The following is a 22513-nucleotide window of genomic DNA, read 5'->3' on the forward strand; positions in this document are numbered from 1 at the left end:
TGTTTATCGATATAATGGAAAGGGCTGGAGGCGCGTGAGCGCATGCGCGCTTCCGGTGAGTACGAAAACGTGTCGACGCGGCATGCCGTCTTCAAGAATATCCATCAATCGACGGCCAGAGCGACCTTCACAGACGCCGCGGCCGAGTTCGCTTTTCGCCGGGGACGCACGACCTCTGATATGACTAGAGAAAAAGATGAGCTAACGACTCGCACGATGACAGCGCTGGTCAGGCTGATCGACCAGAGGAATTACGCCCCGGGCGAACGCCTGCCATCCGAACGGGAACTGGCAGAACGCTTCGGGGTGGGGCGGGGCGTTGTGCGCGAGGTGCTTTCGGTGCTCGAGGGGCTGCGGTACCTGGAGCGCCGGCCCAATTCAGGCATTTACTTGAATGTGGCGCCGGAGCGTATAAGCCTGGAAACGCTCACGTTGTTTTCCGGGCTCGATCTGGCGCTCTCGACAGAGCAGTTGGCCCAAACCATGGAGGTGCGGCGCATTATCGAGGTTCAGGCCGTCATCCTGGCCGCGCAACGGCGTACCGATGAAGATATTGCCAATATCGGCGGCATCGTGGCGCGTTTTGACGAAGCCGTCGATAACTCGATTGAGTCCGTGGCGAACCTGGATTATGAGTTTCACATGGCGATATTCCGGGCCACCCATAACCTGGTGTTGATGCAGTTGGTCAGTCCTTTTTATATTATGTCCGAGAACAGGCGCCTGCTTTTCTTCAAGGACAAGGAACGCAGCCGGGCATCCAATGCGCAGCATAGGCAGATATTCTCCGCGCTGGCGGACCAGGATGCCGAACGGGCGAAAGCCGTCATGTCGGATCACATCGGACGGGTCGAGCGGCACTACGGGCTGTAGCCTGCCTGCGGCCAATAAATACAAAGCTGCTGGTTTCTGGCAGGGTGGCGGACGAGACATTGTTACCGCGTAGTCAGCATCAGGCGTAATTGCACATCCAGCTCGGCTGCCTTGATGCCACTTTCCAGCAGGCAGTTGCCCACATACCTACCCATCTGATAATGCGGGCGTGTCTTTACGGACTCCTGATCCAGCAAGACAGTCACCGCAATCGTGCTGCCGGGGTAGATGGGTGAGAAAAAGCGCGATCCAAGCGCCAATAGTTGGATGGGACGGGTTGCGAAGCATGTTGTAAAGGCTGCCAGGGCAGCCCCTACGACATGTGCGCCCGCCAGAGGAACACCGTTGAAGCCGGCCATACGCGCCAGGCTGTCGGAAGAGTGCACAGGGTGCCCGCCATGCACCGAACTCAAGTAGGCATCCAGATGCGCTTGATTCAAGCAGAACTTACTGGTGAATTCGGCAGGCAATTCAAGTGTGCTGTTCAACATCTGCTCGTCACCTCGTTTATATGATCTTCCTATTGCGCAAGGCATCCTGCTCTTGGGAGGACAAGCCAAGCTCGTCGCCATAGACATCGGCGTTGTGCTGTCCGATTCCCGGCCCGGTGCGCCACACCGTGCCGGGTGTTTTCGAGAAGCGCGGTACCACATTCTGCATTCTGATCGAGCCAAAATCTTCATCTTTGACCGCAACAAGCGCTTCTCGATCTTTGAAGTGAGGATCTTCAAAAATGTCGCTGATATCGTAAATAGGACTGAAGCTGACATCGTGGGCGTGGAGCACGCTGCTGGCTTCGTTGGCGGTGTGTTTGGCGAACCAGTCTTGCATGATGGTTTCGATTTCGATGCGGTTCTTGATTCGTGCTGCATTGGTATTGAATGCAGGGTTCTCCATGAGGTCAGGGCGGCCGATGGCGACGGTTAATCGTTTGAATACTGTGGGGGCGCTGACGGCCAATGCCAGCCACTTGTTGTCCTGGGTTTTGTAGACGTCGCTGGGCGCGGAATAGGCATTCAGATTGCCCTGCCGGCCACGCACAACGCCAAGCTGGTCGTACTCGACGGGAAGGAAGTCCAGCACGCGAAACATGGCCTCGGTAGCGGACAAATCAATTTCTTGACCGTCTCTGTGCTTTTCGCGATGCAGAAGCGCGGCACTGATGGCATAGGCGCCAAAAACGCCCGTTAACGCATCCGAAACCGGGAAACCGGGATAGAGGGGCGGTCCTTCTTTTTCGCCGCAAAGATTCACAAAGCCGGACATGGCTTCGAAGATTCGAGCAAAGCCCGGCCGCTGTTTATAGGGGCCGGTCTGACCGAAGCCTGATACCCGCAGCACGATCAAGTCCGGCCTCAGTTGCGTGAGCCGTTCCATGGTCAAGCCCCAGCGGTCAAGCGTGCCAGGACGAAAGTTCTCTACCAAGACGTCATACCCGGGCAGTAATTGCTCGAATAGGCGCAAGCCCTCTGGCTCGCGCAAATCAAGCGTTATGCCGCGCTTATTTCGGTTGGCCGCCTTCGACCAAAGGGAGACGCCGTCTTTGTGGGGGGGTAATTGCCGGATATGATCGCCATCGCCCGGGATTTCCACTTTCAAGACTTCGGCGCCGAAATCAGCCAAGAGCGTTGCAGACAAAGGCCCGGCGATAACGGTGGAGATATCCAGTACCTTAACCCCTGCCAGCGGGCCTGTTCCTGCGTACGATGGCTGTTCATGACTGGCCTTCTTGCTGCTGCATGTGTCGGTCATCGATCTTCCTTCAATCCAGCATCACATTGGCTTTGCGGGCAACATCCCCCCAGCTTGCCAGCTCGGATTCCACAAACTGCTGGAACTGCTCTGGCGAGCCACCCACCGGTATAGAACCGTCCTTGATGATCCTGTCCTTGATTTCAGGCAGCTTGAGTGCTTCATTGACTGCGACGTTGACTTTCTGCACGATGTCGTCTGATGTCCCGGCCGGCGCAAAGATCCCGTTCCACCCTACGGCATTGAATCCGGTTATGCCTGCTTCGTTCATCGTGGGTACGTCAGGCAAGGCCAAGCTACGGCTGGCGCTGGTCACTGCCAGAGGGATAACACGCTTGGCCTCGATATAGGGCACGGTGGTCAAGATCACATCGAATGTCAGTTTGACTTGGCCGCCCAGCAAATCCGTCATGGCCGGGCCTGCCCCCTTATAGGGCACCTGCAAGAACGTTGACTGGGCTTCAGTCTGATATTTTTCGAGGATCATGTGGGCGCCAGTACCTTGGCCTGCCGACGCCGCGGAAATTCCACCAGGATTCGCCTTGGCTTTGCTTGTCAGCTCAGCGACGCTGCTGACACCCAGGCTGGGATGAACAACCAGCACGTAAGGTTGATCAACCACATGCACCACGGGCGTGAAGTCTTTGACTGCGTCGTAGGATGAATTCTTGCGGATATTGGGCCCAATGCCGTGTGTTGCTACAGTGCCCCACAGGAATGTGTAGCCATCATTCTTTGCGTTCGCCACTGCGCGAGTGCCGATCGTACCGCCGGCGCCGGCCTTGTTTTCGATGACGACAGGCTGCCCCACCGCCTTTTCGATTTTGGGCGCCAGAATGCGGGCCATGACATCTGTGGCGCCTCCTGGGGGAAAGGGAACGACGATAGTAATAGGCTTGGCCGGCCAGGATGCTTGCTGCGCTTGAGCACCGAGAGGGGCTACGCTGACCAGCAATGCCAGTCCGGCTGATTTCCAGATCTTCATCTTGTCTCCTTGGTGGCTCTGCCCATGTTTGGCAGTTGATAAAAGAATAGTCCTGCACCAACTTAATTTAAAGTTTCTTATAATCACTTAGTGATAACTTTTGGTTAACCATGAAAAGCACCACTCGTTCTACCTTGATCAATCGCCTGCGGCTGAAGCAGTTCGAGATAATATGCGGCGTTGCCGACGGCATGTCGTTTCGCATGCTTGCTGACCAAATGGCCCTGTCAGGGCCGGCGATCAGCAAGATCGCCCGTGAGGCTGAAGTGGCGTTGGGCGCCGCCGTCTTTGAGCGCAAACGCGATGGTGTGGTGCTGACGCCGCTCGGGTGGTCACTCGTGCATCATTCAAGGTTGGTGCTTAAGCAAGTGGCCCGGATTGAAAGCAAGCTGGATGCATATGGTGATGCTGGCCAGACGATTTTGCGCCTGGGCGCGCCATCGCATACGACCGTTACGCTACTTGCCAAGCCGTTGGCGGCGTTGACCTCGAACCACCCTAAGGTGCGCCTGGAAGTCATCGACGGCACAGCGAATGCGTTATTTGAGCTGCTTTTGAAAGGGGACGTAGACTTTATTGTGGGAAGTTTGCCGGCCCGGCTGCTTACAGACGATGAAGCCGCCTTGCTGCATGTGGAACCCCTGTATCACGATGAAGTCAAGATAATGGCCCACCCGTCCAGCATAAGATCACAACAAACGTTCGAGCTCAGCGATTTGCAAGGCTATGCCTGGGTGTTTCCGCAAAAAGACTCCCTGATACATAATGCGTTGCGCAGTGCCATGCTGGCAGCCGGCCTTTCCATGCCTCGCCCAACCATCGAGACCAGTTTCATACCGTTGATAGGGGCGATGGTCGCAGAACAGCCCCAATTATTGGGTGCGGTACGGTCCGATGCTGCGCATTATCTGGCCCAGCGCCTTGGGCTCACCATCGTGACAGTCAAACAAGCCATACCGTTGCCGGGCGTAGCCATCGTTCACCTTAAAGATGGCGAGCTCGCCCCAATTGCGCAAGAGCTGTTCCAACTGGTACGAGACAGGGCTTTCGCGTTACTGAACTAATAGCAGAGAAAATACAAGGGAAGCCGGTTTCTGATAGAATGGCGGACTTCGCTTTATGTAAGTAAAGCCAGAATCAGGACAGGTGGCCGAGTGGTTGAAGGCGCACGCCTGGAAAGCGTGTATACGTGAATAGCGTATCGGGGGTTCGAATCCCCCTCTGTCCGCCAGTTACATTTATCAGGCCGTTCCAGGCCGTCTCAGAAAGCCCTGAAAATTCTCTAAGCTATGGATTTCAGGGCTTTTTTGTTTGTCGGGCGGTTTTGGGAGCGTTCTTGCTGTCTCGTCCAAGTGTTGGTATCGTTGTTGGTACCAACAACGGCTCACTGATTCCCTCATCCGCAGCGCCAAGGCGGACGGCAAGCCCGTCAAGCTGTCTGACGGTGGCGGCCTGTACCTGATGGTCATGCCTCAAGGCGGGAAGTACTGGCGCTATGCCTACCGGTTCGTCGGCAAGCAGAAGACGCTGGCGCTTGGGACATTCCCCGACATCCGTCTGGCGCTGCCCAGGGGCTTTCGCGGTGTGGCCTCGACCATTGCAGACTCCTAGTCAGAGAGTGTCAGGAGAGGTTGCGCCGTGTCTTTCAAGTCGGCGTCGCTATCAGCTTGCGTCACGGTGCTGGATAGGAAAACCCAGCAGGCGCTACGCCATGCTCGATGACGGGTCCGGTTTCACGCTCGTGCCATGGCGGCCGATCGTGGCGCAGCGCCGGGGCGAGTCCATGTCAGTGTCCATCGAGGCCGGCCGGGCGACGTGGGAGTTCGGCAAACAGCGTGGCGTGGCGTTGTGAAACGGCCGACAAGCTACATCTAAATGAGAATTATTGTTAACATGCGGGTTTTAATGCGCTGATCTATTCCCCCATCTGCCATGTCCCGCCCACCTGCGCCCAAAAAAGGTTGGCTCGCCCATTACAGCGAGCTGGTAGGCGCGTGGACGCGACGGGCGGATAATCGTCAGGATGCCGAGGATGCCACGCATGACGCGATTCTCCGGGTGCTGGAGAACGACACAGGCGCTTTGGCGAATCCACGTGCGTATCTGCATCGCAGCGTCCACAACCGCCTGATTGATGGACATCGGCAAGCCAAGCTGATCGACGTGGTTCCCTTGCATGAGCTGGACGAAGACGAGCATCCGCTGCTGATCGACCCAGACGCTCAGGCGCGTACCGCGCAATTGCTGGCGGCGCTCAAAACGGCGTTGGCCGAGCTGCCTGTCAAATGCCGTCAGGTATTCTTGTGGCATCGACTTGAGGGCTATACCCAGGAAGAAATTGCACAAAAGCTGGGGATTTCAGTCAGCATGGTTGAAAAATACATGATCCGGGCAGTCAGGCATCTTCGGGAACGGTTACACAATCATGCGCCGCATTGAGTCAGGGTTTTTGCCTCCTCGAACGTCTTACCTATTGAAGGGGTAGAAAAATCATCCCGATGGCAACCCATCGGCATCCTGCTCGCTATGACCACTGAAAACCCGAATCTCCCGAACGACCCTCGCGAAGCAGCGGCTTACTGGTTTGCCCGAGTGCATTCCGGCAACTTCACCGTGGCTGAACGGGAGCGCTTCAAGCAATGGCGCCGGGCCAGCCCCGGCAACGAGCAGGAATACCGGGCGCTCGATGAGATCTGGCAAGCTACGAACCTGCTGCCGGAGGATGCGCTGCGTGAATTGCTGGAAGCACCGGAGCCGCCGGCGGAACTACGCAGAATGGCGCGCCGGCGTTGGTTGATGGGTGCGGGTTCGGTCTGCACCGCAACCGTTGCGGGCGGCGTGCTCATCTATGGGCAGATGCTGGAAGCCCCAACCCATGTGACGCGCTACGCCACCGCCCACGGCGAGCAACGCACCGAACTGCTGCCGGACGGCTCGGTCATCGAGATGAATGTTTCCACCGAGCTTGTCGTGCGCTACTACACTAAGCGCCGTAGCGTCGAACTGCTGAACGGCGAGGCGAACTTCGAAGTCACTACCAGTCCCGATCAGCCGTTCGTCGTTGACGCGGGAGCGGTGGATGTCAGGGTCACGGGTACGGTGTTCAGCGTTCGCCGTGAACAGGATCACGTGTCGGTGGCCGTGCAGGCTGGCTCTGTTGAAGTGACCTCCGGCCGCTGGTGGAATCGCGAGAAGGCCAGGTTGACGGCGGGCATGACGACCCAGGCGCAGTTAGGCCTGCCGCTGTCCGTGGAGCAGGCCGATGTCGCGGCGCTGACCGCCTGGCGCCAAGGCAAGGTGGTCTTCAGGGACCAGCCGCTTGAAGACATGGTGCGGGAGATGAACCGCTATCTGGCGCGGCCCATACATTTGACGGACAGCCGGCTCAAGCGCCTGCGCATGGCGGGCGTGTTCACTATTCAGGATGCGGACGGGTTCCTGCAGGCCCTGCAGAGCAACCTGCCCATTGCCGTGGTGCGGCGCCCCGATGGCGGTGCCGATCTCTCCCTGCTGCGCTGACCGTTCGGGCGCGTCCCCAGCGCCCTGCCTACCGCGCGTCCCACGATCGCAGATGTGCCGCCGGACTCCGGCCGGCATGTGCTCGCTCGCCTGAACGCTCGGTAATGATAATCGTTCCTGTTACAAATTAGTTCGGGATTTCATTCAGGGTTTTTCAGGGTTCGTCCGTCATACCTAATGAAGGGGGATGTTTTCGCAACGCAGGTGTTCCCCGTCAGGAACCTTTGGCCAAAGGGATGCAGCGACGCGCGCGCTTGACCGTATTTACCAGGAAAACTTTTCGTGATTGATAGGATATCCCCCGTTGCCCTTAGGGTGAACAGCAAGAAGCGTCACGCTCCCGCAGTCATTTCGGCGACCTTGTCCAGCTTGGCGATTGCCATTTCCCTGGCGTTGATGGTCGCGCCGCAGCCGGCTCATGCTCAGGAAACCGCCGCCCAGATCCATATCCAGCAACAGTCGCTGAGCGACGCGCTGCTGCAGCTTGGACAGCAGACGCCATTGCAGTTTGTCTATACAACCGAACTGGTGCGAGGCATCTCGGCACCGCCGGTCAGCGGCAGAATGACGCCGGAGGAAGCGCTACGGCGATTGCTGGCCGGTACGGGGATCGAGTATTCGCGCACGGGGAATACGATCAATCTTTGGAAAAGCGGTGGTGCGACGCAGTTGGCGCCAGTGGTGGTGACAGGCACCTACCGTGCGCAGACTGAGGGTTCACAGTCCTACGCCGCCAGCGAGGCGACCATTGGCAAGACCGAACAGGCGCTCAAGGACATTCCACAATCGGTTACGGTGGTAACGCGCCAGCGTATCGACGACCAGAATCTGTCGACCATCAGCGAGGTGTTGGAGAACACCACGGGCGTGACGATCAGCGAGGTGGCCGACGGCGGGCGCAATTTCTATTCGCGCGGGTTCAAGATTACGAATATCCAGTACGACGGCGTGCCGCTGTCGCGCAGTTTCTATGCGGTGGGCAATAGCTTTACCGGCAGCACGGCGTATCTGGATCGGGTGGAGGTGTTCCGCGGCGCACAGGGCCTGTTCGAAGGCGCGGGGCAGCCGGGCGGTTCGGTGAACCTGGTGCGCAAGCGCCCTACCGCCGAGACGCAGGTGTTGATGGAGGCGCGCGCGGGCTCGTGGGACCATGTGGGTGGCATGCTGGATGCGGGCGGGGCCTTGAACGCGGATGGCAGCCTGCGGGCGCGGGCGGTGCTGGATCTGGATTCCAAGGGTTCGTTCATCGACGTAGTGAAGGAGCGCAACACCAATCTGTACTTCGCGCTGGATTACGACCTGTCGCCCAGCACGACGGTGGGCGCGGGCGTGCTGGTGTCGCGCCTGCGGTCCACGCCGTTCTTCGGTGGCCTGCCGCGGTATAGCGACGGCAGTTCGCTGGGGCTGAAGCGGTCGACCTTTCTGGGCGCGGACTGGAACCAGTGGGACCGGGACGAGACGCAGGTGTTTGCGGACCTGACGCATCGCTTCAACAGCGATTGGCGCGTGAACGTGGCGGCTACCTACGTGAAGGAGACGAGCCTGACCTCGGCGCTAGACGCGACGGGCGCGGTGGACCCGGTGACCTTGATGGGGCCGATGCGCAATGCGTGGAATTACGACAAGTCGGCGGAGCACATCGGTTTTGATGCGAATGTGAACGGGCGCTTCACGGTGCTGGGCATGGAGCAGGACCTGACGGTGGGCGTGAGCATGTCGCGGCTGACGTCGACGGACCGCATCGCATACGCCTCCAACTATCTGCCGCTGGACGTGTTCCATCCCAATCCGCATGTGCCCAAGCCAGACAGCTTTCCGGATTCTCAGCGCACGTCGCACTATGAGCCGCATGTGCAGAAAGGCATCTATGCGCAGCTGCGCAGCAGTCTGACGGAAGACCTGACGCTGGTGTCGGGCGGGCGTTTCAGCTGGTTTGAAAGCCGCTATACCACGCAGGCCGCCACGTGGGACGATGTCAGTACCGCCAAGGCCAGCGCGGAGTTTACGCCCATGGTGGGGCTGGTCTACGCGCTGACGCCGCAGTGGTCGGCCTACGCCAGCTATGCGGATATCTTCGAGCCACAAACGGCCACCACGCTGGACGGCAGCATCTTGAAGCCCATCGTCGGCGCGAACTACGAAGTGGGCGTGAAGGGCGAGCTGATGGACGGCAAGCTGAATACGTCGTTCGCCCTGTATCGCATCGACCAGAAGAACCGCGCGGTGCAGGACTACGAGGCCGGGCCGGTGTGCAACGGCGGGTATTGTTCGCGCGCGGCGGGCAAGGTGCGCAGCCAGGGCTTCGAGGCCGAGATGAGCGGCGAGATCTTGCCGGGTCTACAGGTGGCGGCGGGCTATACCTTCAACAGCAATAAGTACCTGAGCGATCCGGACCGCGAAGGCCAGACTTTCAGCGAGGAAACGCCGCGGCACCTGTTGCGTCTATGGAGCGAATACCGCTTGCCCGGTCAATTGCACCGCCTGAGCGTGGGCGCGGGCGTGAATTGGCAGAGCGCGCTGACCAACAGCATCTCGAAGGTGCGCCGACCGTCGTACAGCGTGTGGAACGCGCGGGTCGCGTATGACGTGACGTCGAATTGGACGGCGGCGTTGAACGTGAACAATCTGTTCGACAAGGTGTATTACGAGTACCCGGGTTATGTCGAGAACCGCAACAACTACGGCGCACCGCGTAGCGTACTGTTGACTCTGCGTGGACGGTTCTGACACCCGCGTGAGCGGTGAGACGGTGCGATGACCCGATATCATAAGTTAGTTTGGCCCGGCGGGGCTGAACATCGATAGCCTGTTCGAGAAGCAATATCACGCGAACATTCTCACCGCTACGTCGACCAGCTAGGCAGGTTCTCGCTGACGGTACATACCCGCGCGGTCGTAGGACGATCTGGAGCGCTACGCCGCGGCGCATCGCCAGCGATATGGGGGAAAAGGTTGATAGTTCCTCAAATCGCATGACCTGCAGATCCAGATGCTGTAAGTCCCATGCATGCATCTGCGCGAAGGCAGAGCGCAATGAGCTGGCCGGTCTGGTCGAAATATTGGTGGGCATTTGGAAAGGACGAAACTCATGAGTAGCGCGTTTGGAAGCATTAAACAAGGCCTGCAAGAGGCCATCTCTCATGCTCAGGGCGATGAGCGTGGCGTGCGTGTGCATCGCCCGCGTGTCGTCGATGTAAAGGCCGTACGAGCCAAAGTAGGGATGACTCAAGAGCAGTTTGCTGCCCGTTTTGGTTTTTCTACAGCGACTTTGCGCCATTGGGAACGGGGTGATCGCACTCCACGGGGCCCTGCGCTGGTACTGCTCAATGTTATCGAGCGTAACCCTAAAGCAGTCATTGATGCATTGGCTTAATTACAATGCTCTCCCCGTCTGTGCCGAGCCCCCGGTTATTTAGCGTTTCTTGCAGACATTTGATGCACGAGCGCTCCTGCGGCATGCTACTTGCTCTGTCTTTGGGAGTACTTCGCTGTAAACCTTTGGTACTCATGGGGGACGCATTATTATGGCAGCAGAGCAGAACAGCAGGTTTCCTGAAACCATCGACGATTTGAAGAACCGTCGGCAATCCGATTCATCCAAGGACGCGGCGCCTGCAAAGTCGGCGCCGCGCTCGCAAGGACAGCGTGGGGAGGATGAAAAACCTCCCGGCGAGGACCCGCGGGTCAACATTTCCACGGCGGACGATATCGATATTGAGCCCGACGAGGCGGAGCAACGTGACGAACCCGCGCCTCCTCCGATCATTCCGCCCAAGAAAACGGAGTGAAGTGCATGCGCCTCGACAATTGTTCGCAGCCGGCTCAGTACATATTGCGCTTGTAGTCCTGCTGCAGGCCTTTGCGCATCAGGCCGGGAATCGCCACGGACCCCTTGGCAAGCGCCGCCCACAGGCCGCGCGTTTTGTTCAGCCTGATGTGCGCCGCGAAAATTTCCGCAGGATCAATGTCGGCCGGCGGCACGGGCGCGGACCAGGGCGTTGCCCGAGCCAGGGCGGCGCTTTCATGTAGCGTCATGCTTGATGTCGCCAGGTTGACGACGAGCTTCGGCGTTTTGTCCTGGACGGTGAAGGCCTGGCGCAATTGCGGGTCGCTATCGAGCTGAACCTTGCCCTGGACGATGGCCACCTGCGTGCTGCCGGGCACCATAAGGATGGAGGCGGCGCTGGGGCGGGACAGCATATTGCGGAAGCTGTCGGTGCGCCGGTTGCCCGGCCGGTCGGCGAAACGGATGCCGTGTTCATCGCCCTGGACCAGCATACCCGCGGGGTCTCCCTTGGGGCTGATGTCCGTGCGCAGTTCAGCGTCGGCCGTGGCCAGCGCCATAAATCGGCAAGCAGCGATGAAGTCGGCCATGCTCCCGAAAACGGGATCGGCCTGGGGCTGCCAGAAGCTGGACCGCAGCAAGGCCTTGGCGCAATGGGCGTAGCATTCCTGGACTTCGATCACGATGTTCCGCTCATCCACCAAGGCGACGACCCCATTGACACGTAAAGTTTCACTCAGGCCTGGCACCAGGAACAGCATGCCCGCGCCCCGGCCCGGCAGTGCCTGCCCAGGGTGGTCCAGCAGCCCGCGCGGCAGATACAGCCGTTCGGCATCGAGCGACGCGGCGAAGCCGGGCGCGCCGCCCGCCAATGTCGCGTCGATTCCCTGCAGGTCGCTGAACCCGATAAAGGCCAACGGCGATGCCGCAAGCCATCGCAGCGCATGCGCGTCGAGGTGATCGATAACCTTCAGATCCGCGACGGGAGGCCGTGCACCTACCTGTGCGTCCAGAGCCTCGGTCGTGTGGATGATGGTGTCCATGCGTGCCTCTTCATTCAATATGTCTGCATTCATTAGGGTGGGGCGCCGATCAGTTCGAAGGTCGGCGAATCCCACAATTATAAATGAGAATCATTATCAAAAATAGAGTGCAGTCATACGTCGTGGAAGGGCTTGTCCGGTAGCCGCGGCTTGTCTCGTCCTAGAACAACCTGCGCGTCTTGCTGGCCGGGAATCTGCTATTCAATCCCCTGGCACGGACGACGATCAGGCGCTGGGCATCAGCGCGGACGAATCAAGCGCGGGTTGGGGCAGCGGCAGCGGTGGAACGGCTCTTTGCCTGGCGTTTTTTCAGGAATGCTTCAATGCATGCCGCATGCTCTTCCGACTTGAAACATTCCTTTTCCATGGAAAGGGACGTGTCCAGATTGAGGTTTACCGTGTCGCGGAGTATTTTGTTCAAGGCTGCCTTGGTCGCGCGTAATGCCATTTGAGGTCCTTTTGCCAGGCGGTGCGCCATCGCGAGGCTGGCGTCAAGCAACTGGTCGTCATCCTCGACGTGATTAACCAGGCCGATCTTTTCGGCCTGGCCGGCATCGATCTTTTGGCCCGTAAACAGAAACTCCTTCGCTTTGGGCATGCCAATGATCCAGGGCCAGATTGCAGCCCCGCCGTCTCCGGCGGCTATTCCGGCCAATACGTGGGTGTCTGCGATGACGGCGCTGCGGCCCATATAGATGAGGTCGCTGAATAGGGCCAACGTTGCGCCCAGTCCAATGGCAGGGCCGTTGATGGCGCTGATGATCGGCTGTGGCGTTTCCAGCAGATCGATAATGATGCGGCGCGCTTCAACAAATAGAAGATCGAGTTCGTCTTGGGTGATGTGCGCGAACCAGTCAATGTCGCCGCCGGCGCAGAACGCCTTCCCTTTTCCCGTCAGCACGACCGCTTTGCATGACGAGTCGTTGCTGATGTCCCGGAATAGCCAGGACATTTCCGTATGCAGTCGCGCATTGATGGCATTCAGTTCGTCCGCACGGGAAAACCGGACAAGCAAGACGCCATCTTGATGTTCGAAGTCAATGAGTTGATATTTTTCTTTCCACATACCTGCTTCCTTTGTTTGTTGACGGTCATGCCGCAAGAAATCCGCCGTCGACGTCGATGGCTGTTCCGTTCAAATACGCTGCGCCATCCGACGCCAGCCACACGGCCGCCTGCGCTATTTCATCCGCCGAGCCATAACGCCGGTTTGCGCTTCGGGCAACAAGCGCATCCATGGTGGACGTGGGGACAGTCGAGTCGATGCCTCGTGTCAGGGGCGTTTCAATGAAGCCGGGGCAGAGGGCGTTGATGCGGATTCCCTTTTTCCCGTATTCCAGCGCTGCCGACTTGGTCAGTCCGATGACGGCGTGCTTTGATGCGCAATAAGCGCTGCCTCCGGCTACACCCCGTTTCCCGTAAACCGAGGCCATGTTGATGGCAACGCCGTGGCCCTGGGCGGTGAATGCCTTCAACTCAGCGGCCAGGCAGTAGTAGATGCCAAACAGATTGATATCTATGGTCCTGCGCCATTCATCCATTGGGCAGTCGGCTACCTTTGCGGCAGGCCCGGCGATGCCGGCGTTGTTGAAAGCAATATCCAGTCGCCCATGGCGGGACATGACTTCCGCGATCAGCCCGGCGCACGCGGAACTGCTGCTGACGTCGGCAGGTATGAAGCGTACGTCAGCGCTTTCGGCCCTAAGCGCATGTTCGGCCGCTTCGCCTGCCTTGACGTTGATGTCCGAGATGACGACCCGCAGTCCGTTTCGGACCCAGGCTGACGCGGCGGCATAACCTATGCCGGACGCGCCGCCGGTGATCAAGACCACTTGCCGTTCCATATCACTGACCTTTCCACGCGGGAGCGCGGCGTTCGATGAAGGCGCGCGGGCCCTCCCGGAAATCTTCCGTGTTCTGTAGACGGGCAAGCACGTCGCGGCCGAGTTGATGAAGCGTATCTTCCGGCAGGCTGGAGGCCGCTTGCTGGGCGAGCGCCTTGCTGTGCAAGACTGCAAGGGGCGCATTGCCCGACACTTTTCTGGCGATCGCCAGCGCTTCGTCTTTGAGCTGCTCCGCTGGCACGACCCTGTTGACCAAGCCGCACTGCATGGCCCGGTTGGCCTGGATGGATGCGCCCGTCACAATCATTTCCATGGCCAACGCCTGGGGGATAGCGCGTGGCAAGCGGTAAAGCCCGCCCTCGCTGGCGATCAGTCCCCACTTGACCTCAGGCAAGGCAAATAAGGCGTCTTCGGATGCAATGGCAAAGTCGCAGGCCAACATGATCTCCAGTCCGCCCGCCATGACTGCCCCGTGCACGGCTGCGATCCACACCTTATTTTTTGGCAGGCGCGCAAACCCGGCGAAACCGCCGGTGGACGTCGACAGTTGGGCAACATTGCCCGCGGCAACTTCGCGTAAATCTGCGCCGGCAGAAAATCCTTTACTGCCCGCGCCACATAAAATCGCGGCTCTGATCGTCTTATCCATTTCGACCTGGGTCGCCACCTCTTCAAGTTGCCGAGTGAGCTCAGCGTTGACGGCGTTGCAGACGGAAGGGCGGTTGAGGGTGACGATGGCCACCCCTTCTTCAGTGCGGTCCAACAGTACGGAATCGATTTTCTGCATAGCAGTGAATAAATGAACAATAGTTCATAAATTATATATGTATAAAATTTCTATAGCGATGTGAAGCGCTCTAATAAAAGGTTTTCTAGGTGAAATTACTTAATAATGAATTTATATTCATTTTTATTGAAAATAAATCAGTTGTGAAGTAGACTTTTCCTCAGAGCTTGAGGCACGGAGAATGGCTGATGGCCAGCGTGCGTGTAAAACGATGTGCAATAAGGATTCGGTGATGGAGACGAGGGCGTGCAGTGACGTGTCTGCATACATATCGGTCTATGACGCCTTTTTGGGGGCGTGCAGCAAGTGGGGGGACGCGCCTTTTATCGGGGGGACGTCCCGCTTGACCCATATGGCGCAGGACCTGACATTCGGTGACGTGGCCAAGCTTGTGGATGAAAGGATCGGGGTCCTCCGGCAGGCGGGGTATGGGGCGGCAAACCGCGTTGCCCTGCTGCTGGGGAACCGGCCCGAGCACTTTGTCTATCTGCTTGCCTGCAATGCGCTGGGGATGTCGATTGTTCCCCTCAACCCTGACCTGACGACGCCGGAACTGGCGTATGTGCTGTCTCATTCCGAAGCCGGGCTGGTGATCTGTTCGGACGAATACCGTGAACAGGCGCTTGCCGCCGCGGCGGCAATGGATGTTCCGGTACCTATCGCCGAACTGCATTGCGCCGCCTTGCCTCCTGCGCTGCAGCGCTCATCGCCTGGGTCCGTAATGCTGTCCACCGAGGCGAGTCTGCTTTATACGTCGGGCACGACGGGCAAGCCCAAAGGTTGCATCATCAGCAATGAGTATTATCTTTACCTTGGGGTGTTCTATGCCGGCTGTGGGGGATTGGTCGATGTCCGGCCGGGATCCGAGCGAATCCTGAACCCCTTGCCGTTGTTTCACCAAAATGCGGGTATCTTCTCGTTCATGGGTGCGATGCTATCGGGCAGCTGCATCATCATGACAGACAGGTTCCACGCGTCGACCTGGTGGCAAGAGGTCGTTGAAACGCGGGCGACCATTATCCATTATCTGGGCGTCATGCCCGCGATACTGCTCAAGCTGCCGTTCGCGGAACTGGAAGCGCGCCATCATGTCCGATTTGGCGTGGGTGCGGGAGTGGAACCGACCCAGCACGGGTTGTTTGAAGATCGCTTTGGTTTTCCTCTTCTTGAGCTATGGGGGATGACGGAGACCGGGGGCGGGTTCATGATCGACACCGAGCCCCGTCAAGTGGGGACGCGCGCCGTGGGGCGGCCGCGTGGTGTGTCGGGGCGCGACCTTGAGATTAGGTTGGTGGATGAATCGGGGAATGATGTACAGCAAGGTGCCATTGGCGAGCTGCTTGTCCGCCGCTCCGGTCCCGACCCTGGCAGGGGCTTGTTTTCCGGCTACCTGAAAGACCCGTCGGCAACGGATGAGGCATGGAAGGGCGGCTGGTTCCATACGGGTGACGCGTTCTGGCAGGATGACACCGGCATGCTCCACTTCGCAGAGCGAAAGAAAAACATCATACGCCGCTCAGGCGAAAACATTGCGGCGATGGAAATAGAAGCTACGCTCCAAGCGCATCCCAAGGTGCTTCGGGTCGCCGTGATGGCGGTGCATGACGAGGTACGCGGTGAGGAAGTGCTGGCCTGCGTCGTGCATGCCGTCGAGTCCTCGCCAGAGGGCGCATTGGCTGATGAGTTATTCCAATGGTGTATAGAGCGTCTTGCTTATTACAAGGCGCCAGGCTGGATGGTTTTCCTTGAGGACCTGCCCAGTACCAGTACGCAAAAAGTTCAGAAAACGAGGATCTTTCCAGCGGGCATTGACCCGCGCCATCACCCTCGGGCCTTCGATCTGCGCGATCGGAAGAAGCGCGTTGTCCGCTGACGAAACAAGGGAAGAACAATGGAAAACAGATTTGACCTGAGCGGGAGAACAATTCTTGTCACGGGGGCGGGGCGAGGCATTGGTTGGGCGACGAGCAAAGCGCTTGCGCAGCAGGGCGCTTCTGTCGTGCTATGCGACAAAACGCCCATTCCAGGCCATGCGCTCCGGGAAGTGGGCGGCTCCGCCAGCTTCTTCCGCTGCGATGTGTCGGACAGGCAGTCGGTAGCCCTGCTAAAAGAGGCGTTTCCCGTCATCGACGGGCTAGTCCTTGCGGCGGGCATACTGCCCTTTGACGATTGGATGTCCGAAGAATGGGACAGTGCTTTCGAGCATGTCATGTCCGTGAATGTCAAAGGGGCGCTGAATATTTTGCGTGCCTACTTTGAAGATATGTGCCAACGCGGCAGCGGCACAATCGTTTTCGTCGGGTCTGCGTCGGGACGAATGGGCGGCATGCAGGCAGGTCCCCATTATGTCGCCTCGAAAGGAGCCATCCATGCGCTGGTCAGGTGGTTCGCGCAAAGGGGCGCCGCGCATGGTGTGGTCGTCAACGGTGTGGCCCCCGGCAGCGTGGATACCGACATGCTGGCAGGGCAACCCTTTTCAGCGAGCAAGGTGCCGGTGCAACGGATGGGGACAGCGGAAGAGATTGCCTGGCCCATTTGCTTTCTGTGCACGCCCGCTTCCAGTTATATGTGCGGCGCGGTGATGGACATCAACGGCGGGTTGATATTTTCGTAGCCGAATTCAGGTGGTTCACATAAGTCATTGATAGGTAAACGGAGACAAGTATGAAGAAAAGAAAACTCATTGCATCGGCCATCATCATGATGGCAGCGGCTCACGGATCGGTCCATGCGCAGGAGCCGCTGTCGGTCAAGCTGGGCGTGCTGAACGATCTATCGGGTATCGGTGCGGAACTGGGCGGAAAAGGTTCGATCGTTGCCGCGCGCCTGGCCGCCGAAGACTTCCAGAAGGCGCACCCGGACGTGAAAGTCGAGGTGATTTTCGCCGACCACCAGAACAAGGCCGACATTGGCGCGGCCACGGCGCGCCGTTGGTACGACCAGGATGGCGTCGATGCCATCCTCGATGTGCAAACCTCGTCGGTCGCGCTGGCCGTGAATGCCGTGACGCGGGAAAAGAACAAGGTGTTTATTGGTTCGGGTCCCGGCACGACTGACTTGACCGGCAAGGCATGCACGCCGAATACTGTGCATTGGACGTACGATACCTGGGCGCTGGCTAATGCCACCGGCTCCGCGTTGGTGAAAGAGGGCGGCAAATCCTGGTATTTCATCACGTCGGACTATAGCTTTGGCCACTCATTGGAAAAAGATACCGCCAAGGTCGTGACAGAAGGCGGCGGAAAAGTCTTGGGGCGGGTGCTGCATCCGTTCGGCACGTCCGATTATTCCTCGTATATCCTTCAGGCGCAGTCGTCAGGGGCACAGATTATCGGGATGGCCACTTCGTCAGGCGACTTGGTGTCTCTGGTCAAGCAAAGTTCGGAGTTCGGCGTTGCCGCGGGAGGCCAGAGGCTTGCGGCATTGTTGATGTTTATCTCGGATGTCCACGCATTGGGACTGGATTCGGTTCAGGGGCTTACCCTTTCGGGGCCGTTCTATTGGGACCTGAATGATGGCACAAGGAAATGGTCCCAACGGTTCGCAGAGCAAAGCGGGGGGACCATGCCGACAATGGTGCATGCAGGCGTTTACGCAGGCGCCATGCATTACTTGAAGGCGGTTGCCGCCCTTAAGGATAAGCAGAACGGTGCTGGTGTCGTCGAGGAAATGAAGAAAACACCTACCGATGACCCGCTATTCGGTCAGGGCGAGATTCGCGCTGATGGCAGGAAGATTCACCCGATGTACCTGTTCCAGGTCAAGACGCCGGCGGAGTCCACCGGCCCGTGGGATTACTATAAGCTTCTTGCGACCATTCCGGCCGATGAAGTATTTCGCCCGCTTGCCGACGGTGGTTGTCCTTTGGTTAAATAAGGCCTTTGTGTTCTGGCTTGAACTCCAATGACTGCGACACCTTCCGCTCGTGCCGACACATCCCTCGTCAAAATCAAGCGTAACAGGCATGATAAGCAAGAGGACACTCGCCGCGCGATATTTACCGCTGCGATCGAGGTCGTGGGTGAACAGGGCTATGCGGGGGCGTCCGTCGCCAAGATCGCCGCGCGCGCCAAGATAGCAAGTGGAACGTTCTACAACTACTTTCCTACTCAGCAAGATCTATTCGATCAATTACTGCCGGTGCTGGGCGAGCGTCTGCTCGCCCACATTCGTGCACAGATCAGCGATACATCGGTTGGAGTCAAGCGCGAGCAGGAGCGTATTTCTGCCTATTTTGATTTTTGCCGCAAGACACCTGGATTCCTGCGGATTCTTAACGAGGCAGAGGTCTTCGCGCCTAGGGCCTATCATCAGCACTTTCGGCATTTTTACGAAGGATACCGAAGGGCATTGCTCAAGGGCCTGAAGAACGGAGAAATCCAAGGCTATTCGCCCGATGAGCTGGATGTGCTTGTTTTCATGCTGATGGGGATGCGCAGTTACTTATCTACCATGATACAGAGCAACTATATTGATACAGGCAAGTTCACGATGGATCGCCTGATTGGTGTTTATTCCAAGTTGTTGTGTGGGGGTGTATTTATCAAATAGTGGCTCAGCGCCACCAGCATCGTAGAATAGGCTTATTCGAACTTGACGATGTTATCGAGCCATGCCCAACCTGCGCACGGCGTGCCCGCCGGGCACCTGTATCTGCGACCGGGAACAGTTGCTGTCCAGTCCCGATAGCGATATACGGGTGCTGTGGTTGACGCGCGAAGAAGAAAAGCGGCTGATCCAGCGGCTGGAGCATTTGACCAGCCTTGCCGATCTGCGTCACATGCAGGCCTTGATCTACAAGCAACTGGGCGTGGTCGTGGACGTCAGCGCCGGCCAGAATGAAGTGCGCACAGTCATGGGCTTGCAGATCGATGTGCAAGCCAGGCCGGGCCTGTGCCGCAAAGTACGGGCATCGATTCCCGCGGCCATACGGCGCGGCCTGGCGGCGAACGTGAACATTGTCTTCGAGCTGCTGGACGAGGGCGGGCTGTTTGGATAGCGGGCCGGACGCCGCCGCCCGGCCTGGGCCCTTGTCCGCCGCAGCGGCCTACAAGTCGGTCCGCAAGGCCCACAGTTCCGGAAACAGCACCACATCCAGCATCTTGCGCAGGTAGGCCACGCCCGATGTGCCGCCGGTGCCGCGTTTGAAGCCGATGATGCGCTCCACCGTGGTCACATGGCGAAAGCGCCACAGGCGAAAGGCGTCTTCCAGATCGGTCAGCTTTTCGCCCAACTGATACAGTTCCCAGTGGCGCTCCGATGCGCGATAGACCTCCAGCCAGGCTTGCTCGACCTGCGTGTCGGCCTTGTAGGGCTGGGTCCAGTCACGCTGCAGGTGGCTGTCCGGCAACTGCAATCCCCGACGCGCCAGCAAGCGCAGCGATTCGTCGTACAGGGAAGGCGCCTGGTAGGCCGCCTCGACCTGCGCCAACAGGTCGGAACGGTGTGCATGGGGCTTGAGCATGGCCCCATTCTTGTTGCCCAGCATGAACTCCACCAGGCGGTACTGGTAGCTCTGGAAGCCGCTGGAATGGGCCAGGTAGGGGCGCAGGGCTGAATACTCGGGCGGCGTCATCGTGGCCAGCACATCCCAGGCGTGCACCAATTGCTCCATGATCTTGCTGACGCGTGCCAGCATTTTCAGGGCGGGCTGGATACGGTCGCAGGCAATATTGTCGACGGCGGCGCGCAGTTCGTGCAGCATCAGCTTGATCCAGAGTTCGCTGGTCTGGTGCTGGATGATGAACAGCATTTCGTTATGTTCCGGCGACAGGGGATGCTGGGCGTTCAGGATCTGGTCCAGATGCAGGTAATCGCCGTAAGTCATGTCCTGGCTGAAGTCGAGCTGTGGATTTTCCATGGCGTTGCTCCTTAGGTCACGGCCGCACGGCGGTTGAAGCGCGCTTCGCGCCATGCTTCGCGGTCCAGCACCTGGCGCAGTTGTTCGACCGCATTCCAGACATCCACATAGCGCGTGTACAGGGGCGTGAAGCCCAGCCGTAGGATGTCCGGCGCGCGGAAATCGCCAATGACCCCGCGTTCGATCAGGGCCTGGGTGATGGCATAGGCGCCTTCGCTACGCGCCAGGCAGACCTGGCTGCCGCGCAGGGCCGGGTCGCGTGGCGTGACCAGCTCCAGGCCATGTCCGGCGCAGCGGCTTTCCACCAGTTCGATGAACAAACTGCTGAGCGCCAAGGATTTCTTGCGCAGCGCGGGCATGCCGCCCAGGGGTTCGGCGGCCAGCACGGTGTCGACGCCGCACTCGAGCGCCGCCAAGCCCGCAACAGACGGTGTGCCGCACAGATAGCGCGAGATGCCAGGCGCGGGCCGGTAGTCGGGGGTAAAGTCGAAGGGCGCCGCGTGGCCCATCCAGCCCGACAAGGGTTGCCGGAAGCCGTCGGCATGCCGTGGGTGGACCCAAATAAAGGCCGGCGCGCCGGGGCCGCCATTCAGGTATTTGTAGCCGCAGCCGACCGCGAAGTCGGCGTCGGCTGCGGTCAGGTCGACCGGCACAGCGCCGGCCGAGTGCGCCAGATCCCACAGCATCAGCGCTCCCGCATCGTGGGCCGCGCGCGTGATGGCGGCCATGTCGTGCATGCGGCCCGTGCGGTAGTTGACGTGGGTCAGCATCAATATGGCGAGCCGGTCGTCCAGGTGCGCGGCGATGTCGTCGGGCTCGATCAGGATCAATTCCATGCCGTACTGGCGGACCACGCTTTCGGCAATATACAGGTCGGTGGGGAAGTTGCTGCGCTCGCTGACGATGCGCCGGCGCTGTGGCGCCTGGGCCTGGGTGATGGCGGCGGCGGCCGACAGCGCCTTGTACAGGTTGATGGAGGTGGAGTCGGCAGCCACCAACCCTCCCGCTGCGGCGCCGACCAGGCGTGCGATCTTGTCCCCTACGCGTTGCGGCAGATCTATCCAGCCGGCGGTGTTCCAGCTTCGGATCAGCCCGGCGCCCCATTCCTGTTCGATGGTCTGGCGCACGCGCGCTGTCGTGGCGCGCGGCAGCGCGCCCAGCGAATTGCCGTCCAGGTAGATATCGTCCTCATCCAGAACGAATTGTTCACGCAGTGCGCGTAGTGGGTCCTGGGCATCCAGTGCCAGGCAGGTTTGCTTGTCTTGCATTGTTGTATCCCTGAAAAACGCTGCAATCCAGCCCCGGCCCGGCATGGCCGGAACAACTGAGCCCCGCGCCGCAGCGCCGGGTTCAGCTGAGTTCGCGCAGTATGGCGCGAACGGGGCTGGCATCAGCCTGGATCAGCGCCAGGGGCAGGGCGATCAGTTCATAATCGCCCGGCGGGACGTCGTCGAGCAGCAGGTTCTCGAGTACTCGCATGTCGTGCCGCAGTATGGCCTGGTGGCTGTCCAGGGTCTTGCTGGAAGCGGGGTCGATGCTCGGCGTATCAAGGCCGATCAGCGTGACGCCGCGCTCGGCCAGCCATTCGATGGACTGCGGCGCGTAGGCCGAGAAGTCATCGGTCCACCAGTCCAGCGCGGCGTGGCTGGCTGTACGAACCAATACGCGCGGCGGCAGTTTGCTGGCGGCGTGGGCCAGATGCTCCGGCAGGATCAGGGGGCCGCAATCCAGTGCATGAATGACGCGACAGGGCCCCAGATACGGGTCCAGGTCCAGCGTGCCGATGGCGGGCGCCCCATTCTGGTAATGCAGCGGCGCATCGGCATGGGCGCCGATGTGGGGCGACATGGCGATCTCGCTGACATTGACCGGGCATGTGTCTGTCAGTGTCCAGGTCCATTGCTGGCGATAGGCCGTATCGCCCGGGAACACGGGCGACGCGGTGGAGATCGGCGGTGAAATGTCCCAGAGGCGTTTCATGGCGAGGCGTAAACAGACGTAGGATGAATGCGTTTTTTGCATGATACCGCCATCTGCCGGGGCCTGGGTAGCCGTATGTCAAAGGC

General features: G+C 59.3%; 24 protein-coding genes and 1 tRNA gene. 15 read left to right on the forward strand and 10 right to left on the reverse strand.

The genetic code is table 11. The features are described 5' to 3' along the window. Positions 1-42 precede the first annotated feature (42 nt). Complete coding sequence (locus RE432_RS08110; protein WP_310932805.1) at positions 43-873, forward strand: FadR/GntR family transcriptional regulator; 831 nt, start codon at positions 43-45, stop codon at positions 871-873. 62 nt (positions 874-935) lie between these two features. Here the strand turns inward: RE432_RS08110 and RE432_RS08115 are convergent, their stop codons facing one another. From RE432_RS08115 to RE432_RS08125, 3 genes are read right to left on the reverse strand one after another with little or no spacing between them, the layout of a single operon-like run. Then, a complete protein-coding gene (locus RE432_RS08115) occupies positions 936-1364 on the reverse strand; it encodes a MaoC family dehydratase (protein ID WP_310932806.1) in 429 nt (142 codons plus the stop codon). Positions 1365-1380: 16 nt separating this feature from the next. Further along, the gene (locus tag RE432_RS08120; RefSeq protein ID WP_310932807.1) at positions 1381-2625 is read right to left on the reverse strand and encodes a CoA transferase; all 1245 of its coding nucleotides are present in this window, start codon (positions 2623-2625) and stop codon (positions 1381-1383) included. Positions 2626-2635: 10 nt separating this feature from the next. After that, a complete protein-coding gene (locus tag RE432_RS08125; RefSeq protein ID WP_310932808.1) occupies positions 2636-3610 on the reverse strand; it encodes a tripartite tricarboxylate transporter substrate binding protein in 975 nt (324 codons plus the stop codon). Between the two features lie 110 nt (positions 3611-3720). On the opposite strand from RE432_RS08125, the gene RE432_RS08130 reads away from it, so the two are divergent. The 9 genes from RE432_RS08130 to RE432_RS08170 all read left to right on the forward strand — a co-directional run bounded on the left by RE432_RS08130 (position 3721) and on the right by RE432_RS08170 (position 10917). Beyond that, positions 3721-4674, forward strand: a complete 954-nt coding sequence (locus RE432_RS08130; protein ID WP_310932809.1) for a LysR substrate-binding domain-containing protein — start codon at positions 3721-3723, stop codon at positions 4672-4674. A gap of 76 nt (positions 4675-4750) precedes the next feature. After that, positions 4751-4841 (forward strand) — tRNA-Ser (locus tag RE432_RS08135). Between the two features lie 80 nt (positions 4842-4921). Next, the gene (locus tag RE432_RS19600) at positions 4922-5221 is read left to right on the forward strand and encodes an Arm DNA-binding domain-containing protein (protein WP_409079826.1); all 300 of its coding nucleotides are present in this window, start codon (positions 4922-4924) and stop codon (positions 5219-5221) included. Beyond that, positions 5106-5462: a DUF3363 domain-containing protein gene (locus tag RE432_RS08145; RefSeq protein ID WP_310932811.1), complete on the forward strand. Its 357-nt coding sequence runs from the start codon at positions 5106-5108 to the stop codon at positions 5460-5462. Before RE432_RS19600 ends, RE432_RS08145 begins: the two co-directional genes overlap by 116 nt. Before the next feature lie 80 nt (positions 5463-5542). Beyond that, complete coding sequence (locus tag RE432_RS08150) at positions 5543-6049, forward strand: sigma-70 family RNA polymerase sigma factor (protein WP_310932812.1); 507 nt, start codon at positions 5543-5545, stop codon at positions 6047-6049. 87 nt (positions 6050-6136) lie between these two features. Next, positions 6137-7129: a FecR family protein gene (locus RE432_RS08155; RefSeq protein ID WP_310932813.1), complete on the forward strand. Its 993-nt coding sequence runs from the start codon at positions 6137-6139 to the stop codon at positions 7127-7129. Between the two features lie 282 nt (positions 7130-7411). Continuing rightward, on the forward strand, positions 7412-9856 hold the full coding sequence (locus RE432_RS08160; RefSeq protein ID WP_310932815.1) for a TonB-dependent siderophore receptor: 2445 nt from the start codon (positions 7412-7414) through the stop codon (positions 9854-9856). Between the two features lie 361 nt (positions 9857-10217). Next, complete coding sequence (gene nadS, locus RE432_RS08165; protein ID WP_310932817.1) at positions 10218-10502, forward strand: NadS family protein; 285 nt, start codon at positions 10218-10220, stop codon at positions 10500-10502. A 151-nt stretch (positions 10503-10653) separates the two neighbouring features. Next, positions 10654-10917: a hypothetical protein gene (locus RE432_RS08170; RefSeq protein WP_310932818.1), complete on the forward strand. Its 264-nt coding sequence runs from the start codon at positions 10654-10656 to the stop codon at positions 10915-10917. Between the two features lie 34 nt (positions 10918-10951). On the opposite strand, the gene RE432_RS08175 is transcribed toward RE432_RS08170, so the two are convergent. The 4 genes from RE432_RS08175 to RE432_RS08190 form a co-directional block, all read right to left on the reverse strand. Continuing rightward, entirely contained in the window at positions 10952-11989 is a 1038-nt protein-coding gene (locus tag RE432_RS08175) for a pyridoxamine 5'-phosphate oxidase family protein (RefSeq protein WP_310932819.1), read from the reverse strand. Positions 11990-12209: 220 nt separating this feature from the next. After that, the gene (locus RE432_RS08180; protein WP_310932820.1) at positions 12210-13022 is read right to left on the reverse strand and encodes an enoyl-CoA hydratase-related protein; all 813 of its coding nucleotides are present in this window, start codon (positions 13020-13022) and stop codon (positions 12210-12212) included. A gap of 25 nt (positions 13023-13047) precedes the next feature. Further along, the gene (locus RE432_RS08185; RefSeq protein WP_310932821.1) at positions 13048-13800 is read right to left on the reverse strand and encodes an SDR family NAD(P)-dependent oxidoreductase; all 753 of its coding nucleotides are present in this window, start codon (positions 13798-13800) and stop codon (positions 13048-13050) included. Position 13801: 1 nt separating this feature from the next. After that, positions 13802-14587: an enoyl-CoA hydratase-related protein gene (locus RE432_RS08190; protein WP_310932822.1), complete on the reverse strand. Its 786-nt coding sequence runs from the start codon at positions 14585-14587 to the stop codon at positions 13802-13804. 256 nt (positions 14588-14843) lie between these two features. Between RE432_RS08190 and RE432_RS08195 the strand changes: the two genes are divergently transcribed. The 5 genes from RE432_RS08195 (at position 14844) to RE432_RS08215 (ending at position 19586) form a co-directional block, all read left to right on the forward strand. Further along, positions 14844-16460 (forward strand): AMP-binding protein, encoded by a 1617-nt coding sequence (locus RE432_RS08195; RefSeq protein WP_409079837.1) that lies wholly within the window; start codon positions 14844-14846, stop codon positions 16458-16460. A gap of 18 nt (positions 16461-16478) precedes the next feature. After that, positions 16479-17201 carry an SDR family NAD(P)-dependent oxidoreductase gene (locus RE432_RS08200; protein ID WP_310932823.1) on the forward strand — a complete coding sequence of 241 codons (723 nt, stop codon included), beginning with the start codon at positions 16479-16481 and terminating at the stop codon, positions 17199-17201. Between the two features lie 50 nt (positions 17202-17251). Continuing rightward, on the forward strand, positions 17252-18463 hold the full coding sequence (locus RE432_RS08205; protein ID WP_310932824.1) for an ABC transporter substrate-binding protein: 1212 nt from the start codon (positions 17252-17254) through the stop codon (positions 18461-18463). A gap of 27 nt (positions 18464-18490) precedes the next feature. Then, positions 18491-19138 carry a TetR/AcrR family transcriptional regulator gene (locus RE432_RS08210; RefSeq protein ID WP_310932826.1) on the forward strand — a complete coding sequence of 216 codons (648 nt, stop codon included), beginning with the start codon at positions 18491-18493 and terminating at the stop codon, positions 19136-19138. A 61-nt stretch (positions 19139-19199) separates the two neighbouring features. Then, entirely contained in the window at positions 19200-19586 is a 387-nt protein-coding gene (locus tag RE432_RS08215; protein ID WP_310932827.1) for a hypothetical protein, read from the forward strand. A gap of 48 nt (positions 19587-19634) precedes the next feature. Here the strand turns inward: RE432_RS08215 and kynA are convergent, their stop codons facing one another. The 3 genes from kynA to kynB all read right to left on the reverse strand — a co-directional run bounded on the left by kynA (position 19635) and on the right by kynB (position 22427). Beyond that, complete coding sequence (gene kynA / locus RE432_RS08220) at positions 19635-20447, reverse strand: tryptophan 2,3-dioxygenase (protein ID WP_310932829.1); 813 nt, start codon at positions 20445-20447, stop codon at positions 19635-19637. A gap of 11 nt (positions 20448-20458) precedes the next feature. Then, entirely contained in the window at positions 20459-21715 is a 1257-nt protein-coding gene (gene kynU, locus RE432_RS08225; protein WP_310932831.1) for a kynureninase, read from the reverse strand. Positions 21716-21797: 82 nt separating this feature from the next. Further along, a complete protein-coding gene (gene kynB / locus RE432_RS08230; RefSeq protein ID WP_310932832.1) occupies positions 21798-22427 on the reverse strand; it encodes an arylformamidase in 630 nt (209 codons plus the stop codon). Positions 22428-22513: the final 86 nt, after the last annotated feature.

Source organism: Pusillimonas sp. SM2304 (assembly GCF_031628915.1).
GTDB lineage: Bacteria > Pseudomonadota > Gammaproteobacteria > Burkholderiales > Burkholderiaceae_B > Pusillimonas_C.

Bases quoted from the DNA above. Each gene is read 5' to 3' on its own strand.
- RE432_RS08110 (WP_310932805.1), top strand. From the start codon at position 43: ATGCGCGCTTCCGGTGAGTACGAAAACGTGTCGACGCGGCATGCCGTC.
- RE432_RS08115 (WP_310932806.1), bottom strand. From the start codon at position 1,364: ATGTTGAACAGCACACTTGAATTGCCTGCCGAATTCACCAGTAAGTTC.
- RE432_RS08120 (WP_310932807.1), bottom strand. From the start codon at position 2,625: ATGACCGACACATGCAGCAGCAAGAAGGCCAGTCATGAACAGCCATCG.
- RE432_RS08125 (WP_310932808.1), bottom strand. From the start codon at position 3,610: ATGAAGATCTGGAAATCAGCCGGACTGGCATTGCTGGTCAGCGTAGCC.
- RE432_RS08130 (WP_310932809.1), top strand. From the start codon at position 3,721: ATGAAAAGCACCACTCGTTCTACCTTGATCAATCGCCTGCGGCTGAAG.
- RE432_RS08145 (WP_310932811.1), top strand. From the start codon at position 5,106: ATGCCTACCGGTTCGTCGGCAAGCAGAAGACGCTGGCGCTTGGGACAT.
- RE432_RS08150 (WP_310932812.1), top strand. From the start codon at position 5,543: ATGTCCCGCCCACCTGCGCCCAAAAAAGGTTGGCTCGCCCATTACAGC.
- RE432_RS08155 (WP_310932813.1), top strand. From the start codon at position 6,137: ATGACCACTGAAAACCCGAATCTCCCGAACGACCCTCGCGAAGCAGCG.
- nadS (WP_310932817.1), top strand. From the start codon at position 10,218: ATGAGTAGCGCGTTTGGAAGCATTAAACAAGGCCTGCAAGAGGCCATC.
- RE432_RS08170 (WP_310932818.1), top strand. From the start codon at position 10,654: ATGGCAGCAGAGCAGAACAGCAGGTTTCCTGAAACCATCGACGATTTG.
- RE432_RS08175 (WP_310932819.1), bottom strand. From the start codon at position 11,989: ATGAATGCAGACATATTGAATGAAGAGGCACGCATGGACACCATCATC.
- RE432_RS08180 (WP_310932820.1), bottom strand. From the start codon at position 13,022: ATGTGGAAAGAAAAATATCAACTCATTGACTTCGAACATCAAGATGGC.
- RE432_RS08185 (WP_310932821.1), bottom strand. From the start codon at position 13,800: ATGGAACGGCAAGTGGTCTTGATCACCGGCGGCGCGTCCGGCATAGGT.
- RE432_RS08190 (WP_310932822.1), bottom strand. From the start codon at position 14,587: ATGCAGAAAATCGATTCCGTACTGTTGGACCGCACTGAAGAAGGGGTG.
- RE432_RS08200 (WP_310932823.1), top strand. From the start codon at position 16,479: ATGGAAAACAGATTTGACCTGAGCGGGAGAACAATTCTTGTCACGGGG.
- RE432_RS08205 (WP_310932824.1), top strand. From the start codon at position 17,252: ATGAAGAAAAGAAAACTCATTGCATCGGCCATCATCATGATGGCAGCG.
- RE432_RS08210 (WP_310932826.1), top strand. From the start codon at position 18,491: ATGACTGCGACACCTTCCGCTCGTGCCGACACATCCCTCGTCAAAATC.
- RE432_RS08215 (WP_310932827.1), top strand. From the start codon at position 19,200: ATGCCCAACCTGCGCACGGCGTGCCCGCCGGGCACCTGTATCTGCGAC.
- kynA (WP_310932829.1), bottom strand. From the start codon at position 20,447: ATGGAAAATCCACAGCTCGACTTCAGCCAGGACATGACTTACGGCGAT.
- kynU (WP_310932831.1), bottom strand. From the start codon at position 21,715: ATGCAAGACAAGCAAACCTGCCTGGCACTGGATGCCCAGGACCCACTA.
- kynB (WP_310932832.1), bottom strand. From the start codon at position 22,427: ATGAAACGCCTCTGGGACATTTCACCGCCGATCTCCACCGCGTCGCCC.